The sequence below is a fragment of the Pseudomonas sp. ML2-2023-3 genome (genome assembly GCF_037055275.1).
Lineage (GTDB): Bacteria > Pseudomonadota > Gammaproteobacteria > Pseudomonadales > Pseudomonadaceae > Aquipseudomonas.
In genome coordinates this window covers 5,014,478-5,032,023 of the sequence record NZ_CP146343.1, presented here as the reverse complement: position 1 = coordinate 5,032,023, position 17,546 = coordinate 5,014,478, and the positions used below count along the sequence as shown (strand labels likewise).

Sequence of the window (17,546 nt, the reverse complement as noted above, 5' to 3'; positions counted from 1 at the left end):
GGCGGCAACTCCCTCAATTAATCACTCAAGCCCTGAACCCGGACTTTTGCTGTGCCGCTGCGCAGCATATCCAATTGCTGGGCGGCCTTGCGCGAAACGTCTATCAGGCGTCCGCGGGTATGGGGGCCGCGATCATTGATGCGCAGCACAACAGATTTGTCGTTGCTCAGATTGGTGACCAGCACCCGCGTCCCGAAAGGCAGAGCAGGGTGGGCGGCGGTAAGGGCATTCTGGTCGAATGGTTCACCGCTGGCGGTTCGCTTGCCGTGATGGCGAGCACCGTAATAAGAGGCAATGCCTGTTTTGTCATAGCCACGGGGGTCTATGTCATGGCTGGCGCAGCCTGCGAGCAAGCTGAGCAGGGCGCAAGCGCCGAGTAGCCGCTTCATGGGGGAATCCTTATGTAGCTTGAAAAGCGATTCGCGTAGCAGCTGCCGAAGGCTGCGTTCGATTGCGAAGCGATCGTAAAGTCAGAAAATGCGGTTCAACTCTTGAACCGCAACCTCTGGTTTTACGACGGCTACGCCGCCGGACGCAGCCTGCGGCAGCTGCTACGAGTTTTGTGGCTTAGCCTTCGAGCTTGCTCTTGAGCAGTTCGTTGACCTGTTGCGGGTTGGCTTTGCCTTTGGAGGCTTTCATCGCCTGGCCCACGAAGAAGCCGAACATCTTGCCGCGCTTGGCTTCGTCTGCCGCACGGTATTGCTCGACCTGCTCTGCGTTGGCCGCCAGCATTTCATCCAGCACCTTTTCAATGGCGCCGCTGTCGGTCACTTGCTTGAGGCCGCGCTTTTCGATGACTTCGTCTGCGTTGCCCTCACCATTGGCCATCGCTTCCAGCACAACCTTGGCGATTTTGCCGGAGATGGTGTTGTCTTTGATGCGCTGCAGCATGCCGCCCAATTGCTCTGCGCTGACCGGCGACTGGTCGATATCCAGGCCTTGTTTGTTGAGCAGGCTGCCCAACTCGACCATCACCCAGTTGGCCGCCAGCTTGGCATCGCCACTGATGCTCACGACCTTTTCGAAGTAGTCCGCTTGCTCGCGGCTCGAAGCCAATACGCTGGCGTCGTAGGCCGACAGGCCGAACTGCGACTGGAAGCGTTCGCGCTTTTGCGGCGGCAGTTCCGGCAGCGTGGCGCGCACCTCTTCGATAAACGAATCTTCGATCACCACTGGCAGCAGGTCAGGATCGGGGAAGTAACGGTAGTCGTTGGCTTCCTCCTTGCTGCGCATGGCGCGGGTTTCGTCCTTGTTCGGGTCATACAGGCGGGTTTGCTGAATGACCTTGCCGCCGTCTTCGATCAGCTCGATCTGGCGTTGTACTTCGCTGTTGATCGCCTTCTCGATAAAGCGGAACGAGTTGACGTTCTTGATCTCGCAGCGAGTCCCAAACTCGGCCTGGCCGACCGGGCGGATCGATACGTTGCAGTCGCAGCGCAGGGAGCCTTCAGCCATGTTGCCGTCGCAAATGCCCAGGTAACGCACCAGAGCATGCATTGCCTTGACGTAGGCCACGGCCTCTTTGGCGCTGCGCATGTCCGGCTCGGAAACGATTTCTAGCAACGGCGTGCCGGCACGGTTCAAGTCGATGCCGGTGGAACCGCTGAAATCTTCGTGCAGGCTTTTGCCTGCGTCTTCTTCCAGGTGGGCACGGGTAATGCCGACACGTTTGACGGTGCCGTCTTCCAGGGTGATGTCCAGGTGGCCCTTGCCGACAATCGGCAGTTCCATCTGGCTGATCTGGTAGCCCTTGGGCAGGTCCGGGTAGAAGTAGTTCTTGCGGGCGAACACGTTGTGCTGAACGATTTCGGCGTCAACGGCTACGCCGAACATGACCGCCATGCGCACGGCTTCCTGGTTCAGCACCGGCAGTACGCCGGGCATGCCCAGGTCGACCAGGCTGGCCTGGGTGTTCGGTTCTGCGCCAAAGGTGGTGGCGCTACCGGAGAAAATCTTCGATTGGGTGGCGAGCTGGGAGTGAATTTCCAGCCCGATCACAACTTCCCATTGCATATGTTTCTCCTCAGAAGCCGGCAGGTGAGCGCGTGTGCCAGTCAGTGTTGAGCTGATACTGGTGAGCGACGTTGAGCAGGCGGCCTTCCTGGAAGTAAGGCGCAAGCAATTGCACGCCTACTGGCAAGCCATCGACAAAACCGGCTGGCATCGACAGGCCTGGCAGGCCGGCGAGGTTGGCGGTGATGGTGTAGACGTCTTCCAGATAGGCCGAAACCGGATCGCTGTTTTTAGCGCCGATTTTCCAGGCCGGGTTAGGCGTGGTCGGGCCGAGGATGATGTCGACTTCGTTGAACGCGGTCATGAAGTCGTTTTTGATCAGACGACGGATTTTTTGCGCTTGCAGGTAGTAAGCGTCGTAGTAACCCGCCGACAGGGCGTAGGCACCGACCAGAATCCGGCGCTGTACTTCCGGGCCAAAGCCTTCGGCGCGCGAGCGCTTGTACAGGTCGGTGAGGTCTTTCGGGTCTTCGCAGCGATGGCCGAAGCGCACGCCGTCAAAACGCGATAGGTTGGACGAAGCTTCTGCTGGCGCGATCACGTAGTACGCAGGAATGGCGTGCTGCATGTTCGGCAGGCTGATGGGCTTGATCACGGCACCGAGCTTTTCAAGCGCCTTGACGCTGTTGTGGACCAGTTCGGCAATGCGCGCGTCCAGGCCTTCGCTGAAGAACTCTTTAGGCACGCCGATGCGCAGGCCTTGCAGCGAACCATTGAGGCTGGCGCTGAAGTCCGGTACGGGTTCGTCGATGCTGGTGGAGTCTTGCGGGTCGAAACCGGCCATGCCTTGCAGCAGGATGGCGCAGTCTTCGGCGGTGCGAGCCAATGGGCCGCCCTGATCGAGACTGGAGGCGTAAGCGATCATGCCCCAGCGCGAAACACGACCGTATGTCGGTTTCAGGCCGGTGAGGTTGGTCAGGGCTGCCGGCTGTCGGATAGATCCGCCCGTGTCGGTGCCGGTCGCAGCGGGGAGCAGACGAGCGGCAACGGCGGCTGCCGAACCGCCCGAAGATCCGCCCGGTACGTGCTCGAGGTTCCACGGGTTTTTGACCGCGCCGTAGTAGCTCGACTCGTTGGCCGACCCCATGGCGAATTCGTCCATGTTGGTCTTGCCCAGGGTCACGGTGCCGGCAGCGGCAAGCTTGGCAACCACGGTGGCGTCGTACGGAGCCTTGAAGTTGTCGAGCATTTTGGAGGCGCAGCTGGTGCGTACGCCCTGGGTGCAGAACAGGTCCTTGTGACCGATCGGCGCGCCCAGCAGGGCACCGGTTTCACCGTTGGCGCGACGTGCGTCAGCGGCCTTGGCCTGCTCTAGGGCAAGGTCTTCGGTGACTGTGATGAAACTGTTGAGCTGAGGATCGAGCTGGGCGATACGCGCCAGCAGGGTCTTGGTCAGCTCTTCGGAAGAAAACTTTTTATCGGCGAGTCCGCGGGCGATCTCGGCCAGAGTCAATTGATGCATGCAGGCTCTTTCCTTTACTCGATGACTTTCGGAACCAGATAGAGGCCGTTTTCGACCGCTGGAGCGATGGACTGATAAGCCTCGCGATGATTGCTTTCAGTCACGACGTCTGCACGCAAGCGCTGGCTGGCTTCCAGAGGGTGGGCCATAGGCTCGATACCTGTGGTGTCAACAGCCTGCATCTGATCAATCAGCCCCAAAATGCTGTTAAGGGCTTCGGTGGTGCGTGGAATATCGGCATCATTAAGACCAAGGCGGGCCAAATGAGCGATTTTTTCCACGTCGGAGCGGTCTAGCGCCATGGGATTCTCCAGTGGAAAACAGGACGGATGCTATCCGTGTGTTAGATTGTCGGAACACTACCGCATTTCTACGGTCATATGGCCGCGATTGTGGGAGTTGGTGCTCAGAAAAGCGCCCAATTTAACATATTGGCGCCTTGCCCAAAATCCCTGTCGTTGTTAGAGTTTGCCGCACTTTTTTACCCACGCGTTGCCTAGGGTCCCTTTCCCATGTTCAAGAAACTGCGTGGCATGTTTTCCAGCGATCTTTCCATCGACCTGGGCACTGCCAACACCCTTATTTACGTGCGTGAGCGCGGTATCGTCCTGAATGAGCCATCGGTTGTGGCTATTCGGACACACGGTAACCAGAAAAGTGTCGTTGCCGTCGGCACCGAGGCCAAGCGCATGCTTGGCCGTACACCGGGCAACATTGCTGCCATTCGTCCGATGAAGGACGGCGTTATTGCCGATTTCAGCGTTTGCGAAAAAATGCTGCAGTACTTCATCAACAAGGTGCATGAAAACAGCTTCCTGCAACCTAGCCCACGCGTACTGATTTGCGTCCCGTGCAAGTCGACTCAGGTAGAGCGTCGCGCCATTCGTGAATCGGCACTCGGCGCGGGCGCCCGTGAAGTGTTCCTGATCGAAGAACCAATGGCTGCTGCCATCGGTGCCGGCTTGCCGGTTGAAGAAGCACGCGGCTCGATGGTTGTCGATATCGGTGGTGGTACCACTGAAATCGCGCTGATCTCCCTCAACGGTGTGGTGTATGCCGAATCCGTACGGGTTGGCGGCGACCGCTTCGACGAAGCGATCATCACTTATGTGCGTCGTAACTACGGCAGCCTGATCGGTGAATCGACGGCCGAGCGCATCAAGACCGAAATCGGTACGGCTTTCCCGGGTGGCGAAGTACGTGAAGTCGACGTGCGCGGCCGTAACCTGGCAGAAGGTGTCCCACGTGCCTTCACCCTGAACTCCAATGAAGTGCTTGAGGCTCTGCAAGAGTCGCTGGCAACCATCGTTCAGGCTGTGAAGAGCGCGCTGGAGCAGTCTCCGCCAGAGCTGGCTTCGGACATCGCCGAGCGTGGCCTGGTACTGACCGGTGGTGGCGCCTTGCTGCGTGACCTCGACAAGTTGCTGGCTCAGGAAACCGGCTTGCCGGTCATCGTTGCCGAAGACCCGCTGACCTGCGTTGCACGTGGCGGTGGCCGTGCGCTGGAAATGATGGATAAACACACAATGGACCTGCTCTCCAGCGAATAAGATCGCGTGGTGCAGTCCTATGGTTATCACCAGAAGGTAGCACTTTGCAGTGCTGCCTTTTGGCGTTTATCTTCTGTCAATCTTCATCCAGGCCGCTTGAAGCCGTATGAATAAATTGAACACTTGCCCGGGAGGAGCGGCCTATTAAACCGCTCTTTTCCAAAGGCCCATCATTGGGCGTGCGCTTTCTGGTGCTGGTCGTGCTATCCGTCACGCTGATGGTAGTGGACGCTCGCTTCACGTTGCTCAAGCCTGTGCGCAGTCAAATGTCGCTGGTGCTGATGCAGTCCTACTGGATTACCGATTTGCCGCAGCGATTGTGGCAGGGCGTAGCCAGTCAGTTCGGTAGCCGCACCGAGCTTGTGGCTGAAAACGAGAAACTCAAAACCGAAAACCTTCTGCTTCAAGGCCGCATGCAAAAGCTGGCCGCCTTGACCGAGCAGAACGTTCGCCTGCGCGAGTTGTTGAACTCCTCTGCGCTGGTCAACGAAAAGGTGGAAGTGGCCGAGTTGATCGGCATGGACCCTAACCCTTTTACCCATCGCATCATCATCAACAAGGGTGAGCGCGACGGCGTGGTGCTCGGTCAGCCAGTGCTCGACGCACGGGGCTTGATGGGGCAGGTGGTTGAATTGATGCCCTACACCTCCCGTGTACTGTTGCTCACCGATACCACTCACAGCATTCCGGTCCAGGTAAACCGTAATGGCCTGCGTGCAATTGCCAGCGGTACGGGGAACCCCGAGCGCCTGGAACTGCGCCATGTGGCCGACACTGCGGATATCAAAGTGGGCGACCTGCTGGTCAGCTCGGGCCTGGGGCAGCGCTTCCCGGCCGGTTATCCGGTGGCAACGGTCAAGGAAGTCATCCACGACTCGGGTCAGCCGTTCGCCATTGTGCGTGCGGTTCCCACGGCGGCATTGAATCGCAGTCGCTACCTGCTGCTGGTGTTCAGCGATAGCCGAACTCCGGAAGAGCGGGCCAACGATGCGGCCAAGGCCCAGGAAGCCGAGCAAAACGGTGAAGCGCCGGCGATCGTTCCGGCCACAGTGCCCAAGCCGACAGTGCCTGCGCCAGCCGCTGCACCCGCTGCAGCGCCAGCTACACCTGCCGCGCCTGCGGCGGTGGCCACTGACCCCAAGGCCGTGAAAAAACCTGCGCCAGTTGCAACCCCCGCCGCAGCCAGAACGCCTGCCACTGCGCCGGCCACTACTCGGGAGAGGCAATAATGGCGAATACGCGTTCGAGTAATGGCTGGTTGATCTGGCTGACGTTTGCCATCGGCCTGTTGCTCAGCATTTCACCGATGCCCCAGTTCATGGAAATCCTGCGTCCGCTGTGGCTGGCGCTGTTGCTGGCTTTTTGGGCCTTATACATGCCGCACAAAGTGGGTATGGTTACAGCGTTTTGCCTGGGGCTGGCCGAAGATGTGCTGTACGGCACGTTGCTGGGGCAGAATGCCCTGACACTGACCCTGATCACCTTCCTGGTACTGTCGCTTCAACAGCGCCTGAGGGTGTTCCCGATGTGGCAGCAATGTCTGGTGCTTCTGGTGATTTTCGGTCTGGCCCAGCTTGCCCAGTTGTGGCTCAGTGCCTTGACCGGCAACCGACAGCCGACCCTGGCGCTGGTCTTGCCCGCGTTGGTCAGCGCCCTGTTGTGGCCCTGGATCAGTTACGGACTTCGTGGGCTGTGCCGACGTTTTAAAATCAATTAATTGGATACGAGCCATTTCCTGGTTTGTGCACTTCGACAGGGAGATGTCTTGATGACTTCGCTTTATCTGGCCTCTGGCTCACCGCGCCGACGCGAGTTACTGACTCAGATCGGCGTGCCGTTCAAAACGGTCAGCGCGGCCATCGATGAAACTCCCTTTCAAAATGAACCCCCTGTGGCATACGTCGAGCGCCTGGCGCGCGAAAAGGCCCAGGCTGGACGCCAGCAACTCCTGACAACAGCGGCGGACAGCACTTTTTGCGTGCTGGGGGCCGACACCGCCGTGGTCCTGGATGGCTGCATTCTTGGTAAACCGATCGACGAGGCCGATGCCTTGGCTATGCTCATGGCGCTGTCTGGCCGGGAGCATGAAGTGTTGACCGCCATCGCAATCATTGATGCCGATCGCTGTGAAACCCGTGTGGTCAGCAGCCAGGTACGCTTTCGCAACATCAGCAAACAAGAAGCCAGCCTGTATTGGGCCAGCGGTGAGCCGCAGGATAAAGCCGGTGGCTACGCCATTCAGGGGTTGGCCGCAGTGTTTGTAGCGGGGCTCAATGGCAGTTATTCCGCCGTTGTGGGCTTGCCTGTGTGCGAAACCGCAGAACTGCTCGGGCATTTCGGCATACCCTGTTGGCAAAACCTTACCGTGCGCTGAATACCGCACCTACGAGACGTGGCACTACTGTGATGACGCCTGAACGAGACCCAGCCATGAGTGAAGAGATCCTGATCAACATCACGCCGATGGAATCGCGCGTGGCGGTGGTAGAGAACGGTGTTCTGCAAGAGGTTCATGTCGAACGTACCCAGCGCCGGGGTATTGTGGGCAATATCTACAAAGGCAAGATTGTCAGGGTTTTGCCCGGCATGCAGGCCGCATTTGTTGATATCGGTCTGGATCGCGCTGCGTTTATCCATGCCTCCGAAATTTCCCTGCGTGAAGGCCAGGCGGTTGAAAGCATCAGCACCCTGGTGCATGAAGGCCAGAGCCTGGTGGTGCAAGTCACCAAAGACCCGATTGCGTCCAAAGGTGCACGCCTGACAACCCAGCTGTCGATACCGTCACGCTATCTGGTGTACATGCCACGCACTGCCCATGTGGGCATTTCGTTGAAAATTGAAGACGAAGCCGAGCGTGAGCGCCTGAAGAAGGTGGTCAGCGATTGCGTGGCCCAGGAAGGCATCAAGGAAACCGGTGGTTTTATCCTGCGTACGGCGGCCGAGGGCGCCGGGGCGGATGAAATCCTGATGGACATTCGTTACCTGCGTCGTCTGTGGGACCAGATCGGTGCCCAGATCCAGACCGTTGGCGCGCCGACCGTGATCTATGAAGACCTGGGCCTGGCGTTGCGCACCTTGCGCGATCTGGTCAGCCCCAAGATCGAGAAAATTCGCATCGATTCACGGGAAACCTTCCAGAAGACCACGCAGTTTGTTGCCGAACTGATGCCGGAAATTGCCGACCGCCTTGAGCATTATCCGGGTGAGCGGCCGATTTTCGATTTGTATGGCGTCGAAGACGAGATCCAGAAAGCCCTGGATCGTAAGGTACCGCTCAAGTCCGGCGGTTATCTGGTGGTCGATCCGGCGGAAGCCATGACCACCATCGACGTCAATACCGGCGCATTCGTGGGCCATCGCAACCTTGAAGAAACCATCTTCAAGACCAACCTCGAGGCGGCCACAGCCATCGCCCGGCAACTGCGCCTGCGCAATCTGGGCGGGATCATCATCATCGACTTCATCGACATGGAAGATGAAGAGCATCAGCGCCAGGTGTTACGTACCCTCGAAAAACAGCTTGAGCGTGATCACGCTAAAACCAACATCATCGGAATTACCGAGTTGGGCCTGGTGCAGATGACCCGCAAGCGTACCCGCGAGAGCCTGGAACAGGTCTTGTGCGAGCCGTGCGTGTGCTGTCAGGGCCGTGGCAAGTTGAAAACCCCTGAAACCATCTGCTATGAAATCTTCCGTGAAATCCTGCGCGAGGCCCGGGCTTATCAGGCAACGGGGTATCGGGTACTGGCCAACCAGAAAGTGGTCGATCGCTTGCTGGACGAAGAGTCGGGTAACGTTGCAGAGCTTGAAGGATTTATCGGGCGTACGATTCGCTTTCAGGTCGAAACCATGTATTCCCAGGAACAATACGACGTGGTGCTGCTCTGAAGTATCAGGCGTCATATAGCGTTTTAAAGGGGCTGAATCCGGCCCCTTCGATTATTACTGAAGGGGCCACATGACATGGAGCGTCTGACACGCTTTTTTGCCGCGCTGACCCGTTGGGGGTTGGGCCTGTGTGCTTTGGTTTTGGTGCTGACGGCGCTGTACGTCAGCCTGGGCCGCGAACTCACGCCCCTGATTGCCGAATACCGCGTAGAGGTCCAGAACAAGGCCCGCGAAGCTTTGGGCATGCCATTGACCATTGGCAGCCTCGAGGGCCGCTGGAGTGTGATGGCGCCGGTGTTGCTGGCACACGACGTGATGATCGGCGAGGGCAACAGTGCCCTGCGTCTGGATGAAGTGCGGGTGGTACCCGACGTGTGGGCCAGCCTGTTGAGCCGGGATATCCGCATCGCCCGCGTACAACTCAATGGCCTGCAACTGAGCTTGCGCCAGGATGAAAGCGGCCACTGGAGCCTTGAAGGGCTGCCGGTGCAGGATGATCAGCCACTGGACCCGGAGCAGTTGCTCAATCAGTTGCAACACGTGGCGCAGTTGTCGGTACTCGACAGCCAGGTGACGCTCGAACCCTTCAAGCAAGCTCCGCTGACCCTGACTTATGTAGGGCTGACGCTGGACGTTGGCCCCTCGGATCAGCGTCTCGATGCGCGCCTGACCCTGCCTGATGGCCAGCCCGTAGCGCTGAGCCTCAAGACCCAGGTCCAGGCCAGTCGCTGGCGTGATGGCGCGGCCCAGGCCTACGTGAGCCTGCCGCAAAGTGATTGGGCCAAATGGCTGCCAGCCACACTGATTGCACCCTGGAAAGTCTCTGAGCTGAAGGCGGGCGGCGAACTCTGGTTCAACTGGGGCCAGGGCTCGGTACAGAGCGCGGTAGCGCGCTTGAATGCGCCAAAACTGAAAGGTGCCTACGCCGACCGCAAACCTGAAACCATCGAGAACCTGGCCCTGCATGCCTGGGCCGAACGGGGCAAGCAAGGTTTCAATGTGGTGCTCGATTCATTGGCCATGAATCTGGGCAAGACCCGCTGGGAAACCCGCCTGCAACTGCAGCAGTTTGCGGCCTCCGACAAGGAGCAGGAGCGCTGGCATTTACAGGCCGACCGCCTGGACCTGACCCCGATCACACCCTTGCTCGACTCCCTGGCACCCTGGCCGGACGGTGTGGCCAAGGTTATTGACCAACTCAAGGTCACGGGTACGCTGCGCAATGTGCTTGCCGATTACCGCCCCGAGGCCCTCGATGATCAAAAACTCAGCTTTGCGGCGAACCTGCAGCAGGTCGGCTTCAACGCCACCCACGGCGCCCCGGCTGCGCGCAATGTCAGCGGCCTGATCAGTGGTGACCTGGGCAAGGGCGAACTGCGGCTCGACAGCAAGGACTTCATGCTGCATCTGGAGCCGATCTTCGCCAAACCCTGGCAGTACCAGCAGGCCAACGCCTTGCTGACGTGGACGTTGAACAAGGACAGCTTCACCCTGGTTGCCCCGTACATCAAAGTGCTGGGCGAAGAAGGCAAGATTGCGGCGGACTTTTTGATCCGTATCCATCTCGACCATTCCCAGGAAGACTACATGGACCTGCGGGTCGGCCTTACGGATGGCGACGGCAGTTTCACGCCTAAATACCTGCCGGAAGTGTTGAGCCCGGCGCTCACCGAATGGTTGAGCACCGCAATCATAAAAGGTGCGGTGGAAGAGGGCTTCTTCCAGTACCAGGGCTCTCTGAGCCACGACGCCGTTGCGGCGGCGCGCAATATCAGCCTGTTCTTTAAAGTGCATGGCGCCGAACTGGCGTTCCAGCCCGGCTGGCCCCATGTGCGCAACGTATCGGGTGATGTGTTCATCGAAGACAGCGGTGTGCGCATCATGGCCAGCAAGGGCCAGTTGCTCGACACCCAGGTCCGCAATGTGGCCGTCAGTATTCCCCATGTGCCCGCCGGCAAGGTCAGCCACCTGTTTTTGGACGGCGATTTTGAGGGCGGGTTGGGTGACGGCCTGAAAATACTTCAGGAGGCGCCGATTGGCACCGCTGAAACGTTCGCCGGCTGGCAGGGAGAAGGCTCGCTCAAAGGCCGCGTCGATCTGGATATCCCTCTGGAGAAAGGCGTTGAGCCTAAAATCCTGGTGGATTTCAACACCGACAAGGCGCGCTTGAAAATCAGCGACCCCGAGTTTGAACTGACTCAGCTCAAGGGCAGCTTTCGCTTTGACAGTACCAAGGGGCTGACCGGCAAGGGCATCAGCGCCCGGGCCTTTGATCGTCCGATCACGGCGCAGATTTTTGCCGACGGCAAGCCTGGTCGCCTCAGCACCCGGGTCGTGGCCAGCGGCCAGGTTGGGGTTAAAAAACTCACGGACTGGCTCAAGTTCAATCAGCCGATCCCGGTGACGGGTGACTTGCCTTATCAATTGCAACTGACCCTGGACGGTGCCGACAGCCAGCTACGGGTCAGTTCCAGCCTCAAGGGCGCAGTGGTTGATTTGCCAGCGCCCTTCGGTCTGGCGGCAAATGAAAGCCGCAACAGCGTGTTTCGCATGACCCTGCAAGGTGCCGAGCGCCGTTACTGGTTTGACTACGGCGACCTGGCCAACCTGACCTTTGCCGCGCCCAACGGCAAGTTTGAAGACGGACGCGGTGAGTTGTTTCTGGGCGATGGCGATCCGATCTTGCCGACCACCAAAGGCCTGAGAATTCGTGGCGTGCTCTCGGAACTGGACGTTGCCCCGTGGCAGGCGCTGGTCGAACGCTATGCCGGCAAGGATCCGGGGGGCAGTGCCAAGCAACTGCTCAGCAGTGCGGATTTTAAAGTCGGCAAGTTGATTGCCTTCGGTACCCAACTGGACAAAGTTCGTCTGGTCATGAAGCGCAACGCGGCGGCCTGGGCGCTGCAAATCGACAGCAAACAGGCTATCGGTGCCGTGACCTTGCCGGATGCCAAAAACGCCCCGATTGTGGTCACGATGCAGAGCATCAGATTGCCTGCGCCCGATCCGAAGGCCGTGGCCGACGAAAATGCTCCGGACCCGCTGGCCGCGGTTGATCCGCGCAAAATTCCGGCGCTGGACATCAATATTCGTCAGCTCTACCAGGGGCCCGACCTGCTCGGTGCCTGGTCACTCAAGGTGCGCCCCACCAGTCGGGGCATCAACCTGAGCAACTTGAATCTTGGGCTCAAGGGCATGCTGCTTGAAGGCGCGGGCGGCTGGGAAGGCGTCGCGGGTAACAGCAAGAGCTGGTATCAGGGCCGACTGGGCGGTGGCAATCTGGCCGATGTACTCAAGAACTGGGGCTTTGCGCCGAGCGTGACCAGTGATAACTTTCACGTGGACATTGATGGCAACTGGCCCGGTTCACCTGCCTGGATCGGCCTCAAGCGCTTCTCCGGGACCCTGGACGCCTCGTTCAATAAAGGCCAGTTTGTGGAGGTCGATGGCAGCGCCCAGGTGCTGCGCATTTTTGGCTTGCTCAACTTCAACGCGATCGGCCGTCGCCTGCGTCTGGATTTCTCCGACCTGTTTGGCAAGGGCCTGAGTTACGATCGGGTCAAGGGCGTACTCAATGCCAGCAGTGGCGTATACAGCACCAGCAAACCGATTCTGATGACCGGGCCGTCCACCAATCTTGAACTTAACGGCACGCTGAACATGATCACCGATCAGGTCAATGCGAAGCTGCTGGTGACCTTGCCGGTGACCAACAACCTGCCGCTGGCCGCGCTGTTGGTGGGCGGGCCGGCCGTCGGTGGGGCGGTGTTTCTGCTCAACAAGCTGATCGGCGACCAGGTGTCGCGATTCGCCAGCGTGCAATACAGCATTCAAGGCCCGTGGAACGATCCCAAGATCACCTTCGACAAGCCTTTCGAGAAAAACTAGGAGCGCGCCATGTCACTCGCAGTGATTCAAATGGTCAGCCAGAGCGATGTTCTGGCGAACCTGGCTCAGGCTCGACGCCTGCTGCAAGAGGCTGCAAGCGGTGGTGCGCAACTGGCCGTGTTGCCCGAGAATTTCGCCGCCATGGGCCGTCGCGACATAGCCGATATCGGCCGCGCCGAGGCATTGGGTGAAGGCCCGATCCTGCCCTGGTTGAAACAGGCTGCCCGCGACCTCAACTTATGGATAGTTGCAGGGACTTTGCCCCTGCCGCCCGAGGGCCAGCCTGATGCCAAGGTCAATGCCTGTTCACTGCTGATCAACGCCGACGGCGAGCAAGTGGCCCGTTACGACAAACTGCATTTATTCGACGTGGATGTGTCAGACAATCGTGGTCGCTACCGTGAGTCCGATGACTATGCTCAGGGTGAGCGCGTGGTGGTGGCGGATACCCCGGTCGGCAAGGTGGGCCTGAGCGTCTGTTATGACCTGCGCTTCCCGGAGCTGTACAGTGAGCTTCGAGCCGCTGGTGCTGAACTGATTACCGCACCGTCGGCCTTCACTGCCGTCACCGGGGCCGCGCATTGGGACATTCTGATTCGTGCCCGTGCTATCGAAACCCAGTGTTACGTGCTTGCAGCCGCCCAGGGTGGTGTTCATCCGGGCCCCCGGGAGACTTACGGGCATGCTGCCATTATTGACCCCTGGGGGCGGATACTGGCCGAGCAGGCGCAAGGCGAGGGTGTATTGCTGGCCCGGCGCGATGCTGGCGAACAAGCAGATATCAGGGCGCGCATGCCGGTGGTGAACCATCGGCGGTTCAACGCCCATTTAATTTAGGTGGGATCGGGTTTGCCCGCGATGCGATCGCGAGCAAGCCCGCTCCCACAGATTCAGGCAGGACTAATTTTCAGGCCCGTGTGTTCAGCACTCAAAGCTGCTGAAGCAGGGGCCAAGACGGAGTGAATATGAGCGAGTTGTTGACCTCAGTCAGCGAACACCTGTTGGCACCGGGCGGTGTCACCATCGAAAGCCTGCAAAGCGTTTTAGGCGACCTGGCCGGGCCAGGTATCGACGCGGCAGACCTGTATTTCCAGGGCCAGATTTCCGAGTCCTGGGCACTGGAAGACGGCATCGTCAAAGAAGGCAGCTTCAATCTCGATCAGGGCGTGGGCGTACGCGCTCAGTCGGGTGAGAAAACCGGTTTTGCATACAGCAATGCCATCACCCTTGAAGCGCTGGGCCTGGCTGCACGGGCTGCACGATCGATCTCCCGCGCCGGACAAAACGGCACGGTGCAGGCGTTCACCACCCAGGACGTGGCCCAGCTGTATGGCCCGGATAACCCCCTGGAAGTCATCAGCCGCGCGGAAAAAGTCGAACTGCTCAAGCGTATCGATGCCGCCACTCGTGCCCTCGATCCACGTATCCAGCAAGTGACTGTGAGCATGGCCGGGGTCTGGGAGCGGATTCTGGTGGCGTCCACTGACGGTGGCCTGGCGGCGGATATTCGTCCGCTGGTACGTTTCAATGTCAGTGTCATCGTCGAGCAGAATGGACGTCGCGAGCGCGGCGGTCATGGCGGCGGCGGGCGCACCGACTACCGTTATTTCCTCACTGACGACCGTGCCATGGGCTATGCCCGCGAGGCGTTGCGTCAGGCACTGGTCAACCTTGAAGCCGTACCGGCACCGGCGGGCACTTTCCCGGTGGTCCTGGGCTCCGGCTGGTCGGGCGTACTGCTGCACGAAGCCGTGGGGCATGGCCTGGAAGGCGACTTCAACCGCAAGGGCAGTTCGGCCTACAGCGGGCGCATGGGTGAAATGGTGGCCTCCAAACTGTGCACCATCGTCGATGACGGCACCCTGGCAGGCCGCCGTGGCTCGCTCAGCGTGGATGACGAAGGCACCCCGACCGAGTGCACCACACTGATCGAAAACGGCGTGCTCAAGGGCTATATGCAAGACAAGCTCAATGCCCGACTGATGGGTGTGGCCCGCACGGGTAACGGCCGTCGCGAGTCTTATGCGCACCTGCCGATGCCGCGCATGACCAACACCTACATGTTGGGCGGTGAAAGCGATCCGGCCGAAATTATCGCCTCGGTGAAAAAGGGCATTTACTGCGCCAATCTGGGCGGTGGTCAGGTCGACATCACCAGCGGCAAGTTTGTGTTCTCCACCAGCGAAGCCTATTTGATTGAAGACGGCAAAATCACTCGCCCAGTCAAAGGCGCGACCCTGATTGGCAACGGGCCGGAAGCGATGAGCAAGGTGTCGATGGTCGGTAACGATCTGTCGCTGGACAGCGGCGTGGGCACGTGTGGCAAGGACGGGCAGTCGGTGCCGGTAGGCGTTGGGCAGCCAACCTTGAAGATTGACGCGATTACCGTGGGCGGTACGGGCGGTTGAAGGAAGTTGCCGGGAAGGCTGCAAGGCAGCCTTCCCGGTTACGAGGCTTAACGCAGACCGCGTTGAGTCTCGTCCAACCCACGGATGTACTTGAACAATTTGCGGCTTGAGGCCGGTGCCTTGTTATGAGCCAGCTCGTGTTTGGCCTGACGTATGACCGAACGCATTTGCTGGCGATCGGCTTCAGGGAACTCGGCGACAAACTTTTCCAGTACAGCGTCATCACCTTCGATCAGGCGATCACGCCAGCGCTCGAGGTTGTGGAAACGTTCGTTGTACTGGCGAGAAGAGGCATCGACTTGATCGATCAAAGCAAGAATTTCGTCAAGCGGTTGATCGCGCATCAGTTTGCCGATGAACATCATATGGCGCTTGCGCGCAATATTGGCCGTGTGTTTTGGAGCATCTGCCAAAGCCTTTCGCATAGCGTCAGTCAGGGGCATTTTGTTCAGCAAGTCAGGCTTGAGTGTCGTAAGACGCTCGCCCAGATCAACCAGAGCGTGAAGCTCGCGTTTGACCTGCGATTTGCTTTTTTCGCCGTCGAAGGCGTCGTCGTAAGAATCAACCATGGTGGCAGTCCGCAAAGAAACGCCACCATGATAACCAGTCGGGGGCCGCTTGTCCGGCCCGGTCGCTCGGCGGCCCTGCCGAAAACAGAATTTGAGTGGAGAAAACCATGAGTGCAGTACAAACCGTCGGCCCGCAGGCCTTGCCGGCACTGCAGGAGCAGGTCGAGCAAATCATCGCCGAAGCCAGGCGCCAGGGTGCCAGTGCCTGTGAAGTCGCCGTGTCCCTGGAGCAGGGGCTATCGACTTCGGTGCGTCAGCGCGAAGTCGAAACCGTTGAGTTCAACCGCGACCAGGGTTTTGGCATCACCCTCTATGTCGGCCAGCGCAAAGGCTCGGCCAGCACCTCGGCCACCGGCCCCGATGCCATCCGCGAAACCGTCGCGGCAGCCTTGGCGATTGCCAAACATACCTCCGAAGACGAGAGCTCGGGTCTGGCGGATGCCAGCCTGATGGCCCGTGACCTGCAAGATTTTGATGTGTTCCACACCTGGGACATTACCCCCGAGCAAGCCATCGAAAAGGCGCTGGCCTGTGAAGCTGCGGCGTTCGAGGCTGACAGCCGGATCAAAAACGCTGATGGCACCACCCTGAGCACCCATCAGGGCTGCCGCGTGTACGGCAACAGCAACGGTTTTATTGGTGGCTCTGCTTCGACCCGTCACAGCCTGAGCTGCGTGATGATCGCCGAAGGCGACGGCCAGATGCAGCGCGACTATTGGTATGACGTGAACTGCCAGGGCGAGTTGTTGATGGACGCCGCCACCATCGGCCAGCGTGCTGCTGAGCGTGCTGCGCGCCGCTTGGGTTCGCGTCCGGTGCCAACGTGCGAAGTGCCGGTGCTGTTTTCGGCCGAGTTGGCCGGTGGTTTGTTTGGCAGCTTCCTGGGTGCTATCTCGGGGGGCAACCTGTACCGCAAGTCGTCGTTCCTGCTGGATGCAATGGGGCAGCAGATCTTCCCTGAATGGCTGACCCTGGATGAGCGTCCGCACCTGATGCGCGCGATGGGCAGCTCGTCATTCGATAATGATGGGTTGGCCACTTACGCCAAGCCGTTTATCAAGGACGGCGAACTGGTGTCCTACATCCTCAGCACCTACTCCGGTCGCAAGCTGGGTATGCCAAGCACGGCCAACGCAGGCGGCGTACACAACCTGTTTGTGACCCACGGCGATGAGGATCAGGCGGCATTGATCCGGCGCATGGGCCGCGGCCTGTTCGTCACTGAGTTGATGGGCAGTGGCCTGAACATGGTCACGGGCGACTATTCCCGTGGCGCGGCGGGTTTTTGGGTCGAGAATGGCGATATTCAGTTCCCGGTTCAGGAAGTGACCATTGCCGGCAACATGCGCGACATGTTCAAACAGATCGTGGCGGTGGGTAATGACCTGGAACTGCGCAGCAACATCCGCACTGGCTCGGTGTTGATCGAGCGCATGATGGTAGCGGGTAGCTAAAACGCTGAATCTTATGTGGGAGCGGTGCAATGCCGCTCCCACAATAGAAACATGGGGGATTCCCCTCTTGTCATACAACCTTGCTGTTTCAGACATATAGCCATTGCCGTGCTAACGACCCTGGCCGCTGAGGTGCGCAGCAGTCCTGGCATTGTGAAGGTCCTTCGGCCCTTTTCGCAGCGGCTACATTTCAGAAGCGTTGCAAAACTGTGTAGCCGCTGAGGAGCGCAGCGAGGCTGCGATCGATTGCGCAGCGATCGTAAAATCAGCGTCCAGGAAGCCTCCGGTAATCCGCGTGTTCAGGTCTTGCTGCA

14 protein-coding genes are annotated in these 17,546 nt (G+C 59.4%); 9 read left to right on the top strand and 5 right to left on the bottom strand.

Translation table 11 applies throughout. The annotated features are described in order from the left end of the window. Positions 1-17: 17 nt before the first annotated feature. The 4 genes from V6P94_RS23275 to gatC all read right to left on the bottom strand — a co-directional run bounded on the left by V6P94_RS23275 (position 18) and on the right by gatC (position 3,777). Positions 18-389: a septal ring lytic transglycosylase RlpA family protein gene (locus V6P94_RS23275; protein WP_133076388.1), complete on the bottom strand. Its 372-nt coding sequence runs from the start codon at positions 387-389 to the stop codon at positions 18-20. A gap of 178 nt (positions 390-567) precedes the next feature. Beyond that, the gene (gene gatB, locus V6P94_RS23270; RefSeq protein ID WP_133076387.1) at positions 568-2,013 is read right to left on the bottom strand and encodes an Asp-tRNA(Asn)/Glu-tRNA(Gln) amidotransferase subunit GatB; all 1,446 of its coding nucleotides are present in this window, start codon (positions 2,011-2,013) and stop codon (positions 568-570) included. Positions 2,014-2,023: 10 nt separating this feature from the next. Next, positions 2,024-3,475, bottom strand: coding sequence for an Asp-tRNA(Asn)/Glu-tRNA(Gln) amidotransferase subunit GatA (gatA, locus tag V6P94_RS23265; RefSeq protein ID WP_338648772.1), 1,452 nt, complete (start codon positions 3,473-3,475; stop codon positions 2,024-2,026). 14 nt (positions 3,476-3,489) lie between these two features. Then, positions 3,490-3,777 (bottom strand): Asp-tRNA(Asn)/Glu-tRNA(Gln) amidotransferase subunit GatC, encoded by a 288-nt coding sequence (gene gatC, locus V6P94_RS23260; protein ID WP_019825066.1) that lies wholly within the window; start codon positions 3,775-3,777, stop codon positions 3,490-3,492. Between the two features lie 210 nt (positions 3,778-3,987). Here gatC and mreB point away from each other — a divergent pair, with 210 nt between their 5' ends. From mreB to tldD, 8 genes are all read left to right on the top strand, one after another. After that, positions 3,988-5,025: a rod shape-determining protein MreB gene (mreB, locus tag V6P94_RS23255; RefSeq protein ID WP_003439856.1), complete on the top strand. Its 1,038-nt coding sequence runs from the start codon at positions 3,988-3,990 to the stop codon at positions 5,023-5,025. Positions 5,026-5,168: 143 nt separating this feature from the next. Further along, positions 5,169-6,254, top strand: a complete 1,086-nt coding sequence (mreC, locus tag V6P94_RS23250) for a rod shape-determining protein MreC (RefSeq protein ID WP_338649466.1) — start codon at positions 5,169-5,171, stop codon at positions 6,252-6,254. Next, complete coding sequence (gene mreD, locus V6P94_RS23245; RefSeq protein ID WP_019825061.1) at positions 6,254-6,742, top strand: rod shape-determining protein MreD; 489 nt, start codon at positions 6,254-6,256, stop codon at positions 6,740-6,742. The genes mreC and mreD overlap by 1 nt, the downstream gene beginning before the upstream one ends. Before the next feature lie 51 nt (positions 6,743-6,793). Beyond that, positions 6,794-7,399: a nucleoside triphosphate pyrophosphatase gene (locus V6P94_RS23240; protein ID WP_133076384.1), complete on the top strand. Its 606-nt coding sequence runs from the start codon at positions 6,794-6,796 to the stop codon at positions 7,397-7,399. 56 nt (positions 7,400-7,455) lie between these two features. Continuing rightward, positions 7,456-8,913 carry a ribonuclease G gene (gene rng / locus V6P94_RS23235; RefSeq protein WP_133076383.1) on the top strand — a complete coding sequence of 486 codons (1,458 nt, stop codon included), beginning with the start codon at positions 7,456-7,458 and terminating at the stop codon, positions 8,911-8,913. A gap of 75 nt (positions 8,914-8,988) precedes the next feature. After that, positions 8,989-12,801 carry a YhdP family protein gene (locus V6P94_RS23230; protein WP_338648771.1) on the top strand — a complete coding sequence of 1,271 codons (3,813 nt, stop codon included), beginning with the start codon at positions 8,989-8,991 and terminating at the stop codon, positions 12,799-12,801. Between the two features lie 9 nt (positions 12,802-12,810). After that, positions 12,811-13,638, top strand: coding sequence for a carbon-nitrogen hydrolase family protein (locus V6P94_RS23225; RefSeq protein WP_338648770.1), 828 nt, complete (start codon positions 12,811-12,813; stop codon positions 13,636-13,638). Between the two features lie 128 nt (positions 13,639-13,766). After that, on the top strand, positions 13,767-15,209 hold the full coding sequence (gene tldD, locus V6P94_RS23220; RefSeq protein ID WP_019825054.1) for a metalloprotease TldD: 1,443 nt from the start codon (positions 13,767-13,769) through the stop codon (positions 15,207-15,209). Between the two features lie 47 nt (positions 15,210-15,256). Here the strand turns inward: tldD and yjgA are convergent, their stop codons facing one another. After that, entirely contained in the window at positions 15,257-15,778 is a 522-nt protein-coding gene (yjgA, locus tag V6P94_RS23215) for a ribosome biogenesis factor YjgA (RefSeq protein WP_095029013.1), read from the bottom strand. A 107-nt stretch (positions 15,779-15,885) separates the two neighbouring features. On the opposite strand from yjgA, the gene pmbA reads away from it, so the two are divergent. Continuing rightward, positions 15,886-17,232 carry a metalloprotease PmbA gene (gene pmbA / locus V6P94_RS23210; RefSeq protein WP_338648768.1) on the top strand — a complete coding sequence of 449 codons (1,347 nt, stop codon included), beginning with the start codon at positions 15,886-15,888 and terminating at the stop codon, positions 17,230-17,232. Positions 17,233-17,546 lie beyond the last annotated feature (314 nt).

What these genes read in the sequence shown, in the direction of transcription:
- V6P94_RS23275 (WP_133076388.1), bottom strand. Translation starts at nt 389, where the DNA reads ATGAAGCGGCTACTCGGCGCTTGCGCCCTGCTCAGCTTGCTCGCAGGC.
- gatB (WP_133076387.1), bottom strand. Translation starts at nt 2,013, where the DNA reads ATGCAATGGGAAGTTGTGATCGGGCTGGAAATTCACTCCCAGCTCGCC.
- gatA (WP_338648772.1), bottom strand. Translation starts at nt 3,475, where the DNA reads ATGCATCAATTGACTCTGGCCGAGATCGCCCGCGGACTCGCCGATAAA.
- gatC (WP_019825066.1), bottom strand. Translation starts at nt 3,777, where the DNA reads ATGGCGCTAGACCGCTCCGACGTGGAAAAAATCGCTCATTTGGCCCGC.
- mreB (WP_003439856.1), top strand. Translation starts at nt 3,988, where the DNA reads ATGTTCAAGAAACTGCGTGGCATGTTTTCCAGCGATCTTTCCATCGAC.
- mreD (WP_019825061.1), top strand. Translation starts at nt 6,254, where the DNA reads ATGGCGAATACGCGTTCGAGTAATGGCTGGTTGATCTGGCTGACGTTT.
- V6P94_RS23240 (WP_133076384.1), top strand. Translation starts at nt 6,794, where the DNA reads ATGACTTCGCTTTATCTGGCCTCTGGCTCACCGCGCCGACGCGAGTTA.
- rng (WP_133076383.1), top strand. Translation starts at nt 7,456, where the DNA reads ATGAGTGAAGAGATCCTGATCAACATCACGCCGATGGAATCGCGCGTG.
- V6P94_RS23230 (WP_338648771.1), top strand. Translation starts at nt 8,989, where the DNA reads ATGGAGCGTCTGACACGCTTTTTTGCCGCGCTGACCCGTTGGGGGTTG.
- V6P94_RS23225 (WP_338648770.1), top strand. Translation starts at nt 12,811, where the DNA reads ATGTCACTCGCAGTGATTCAAATGGTCAGCCAGAGCGATGTTCTGGCG.
- tldD (WP_019825054.1), top strand. Translation starts at nt 13,767, where the DNA reads ATGAGCGAGTTGTTGACCTCAGTCAGCGAACACCTGTTGGCACCGGGC.
- yjgA (WP_095029013.1), bottom strand. Translation starts at nt 15,778, where the DNA reads ATGGTTGATTCTTACGACGACGCCTTCGACGGCGAAAAAAGCAAATCG.
- pmbA (WP_338648768.1), top strand. Translation starts at nt 15,886, where the DNA reads ATGAGTGCAGTACAAACCGTCGGCCCGCAGGCCTTGCCGGCACTGCAG.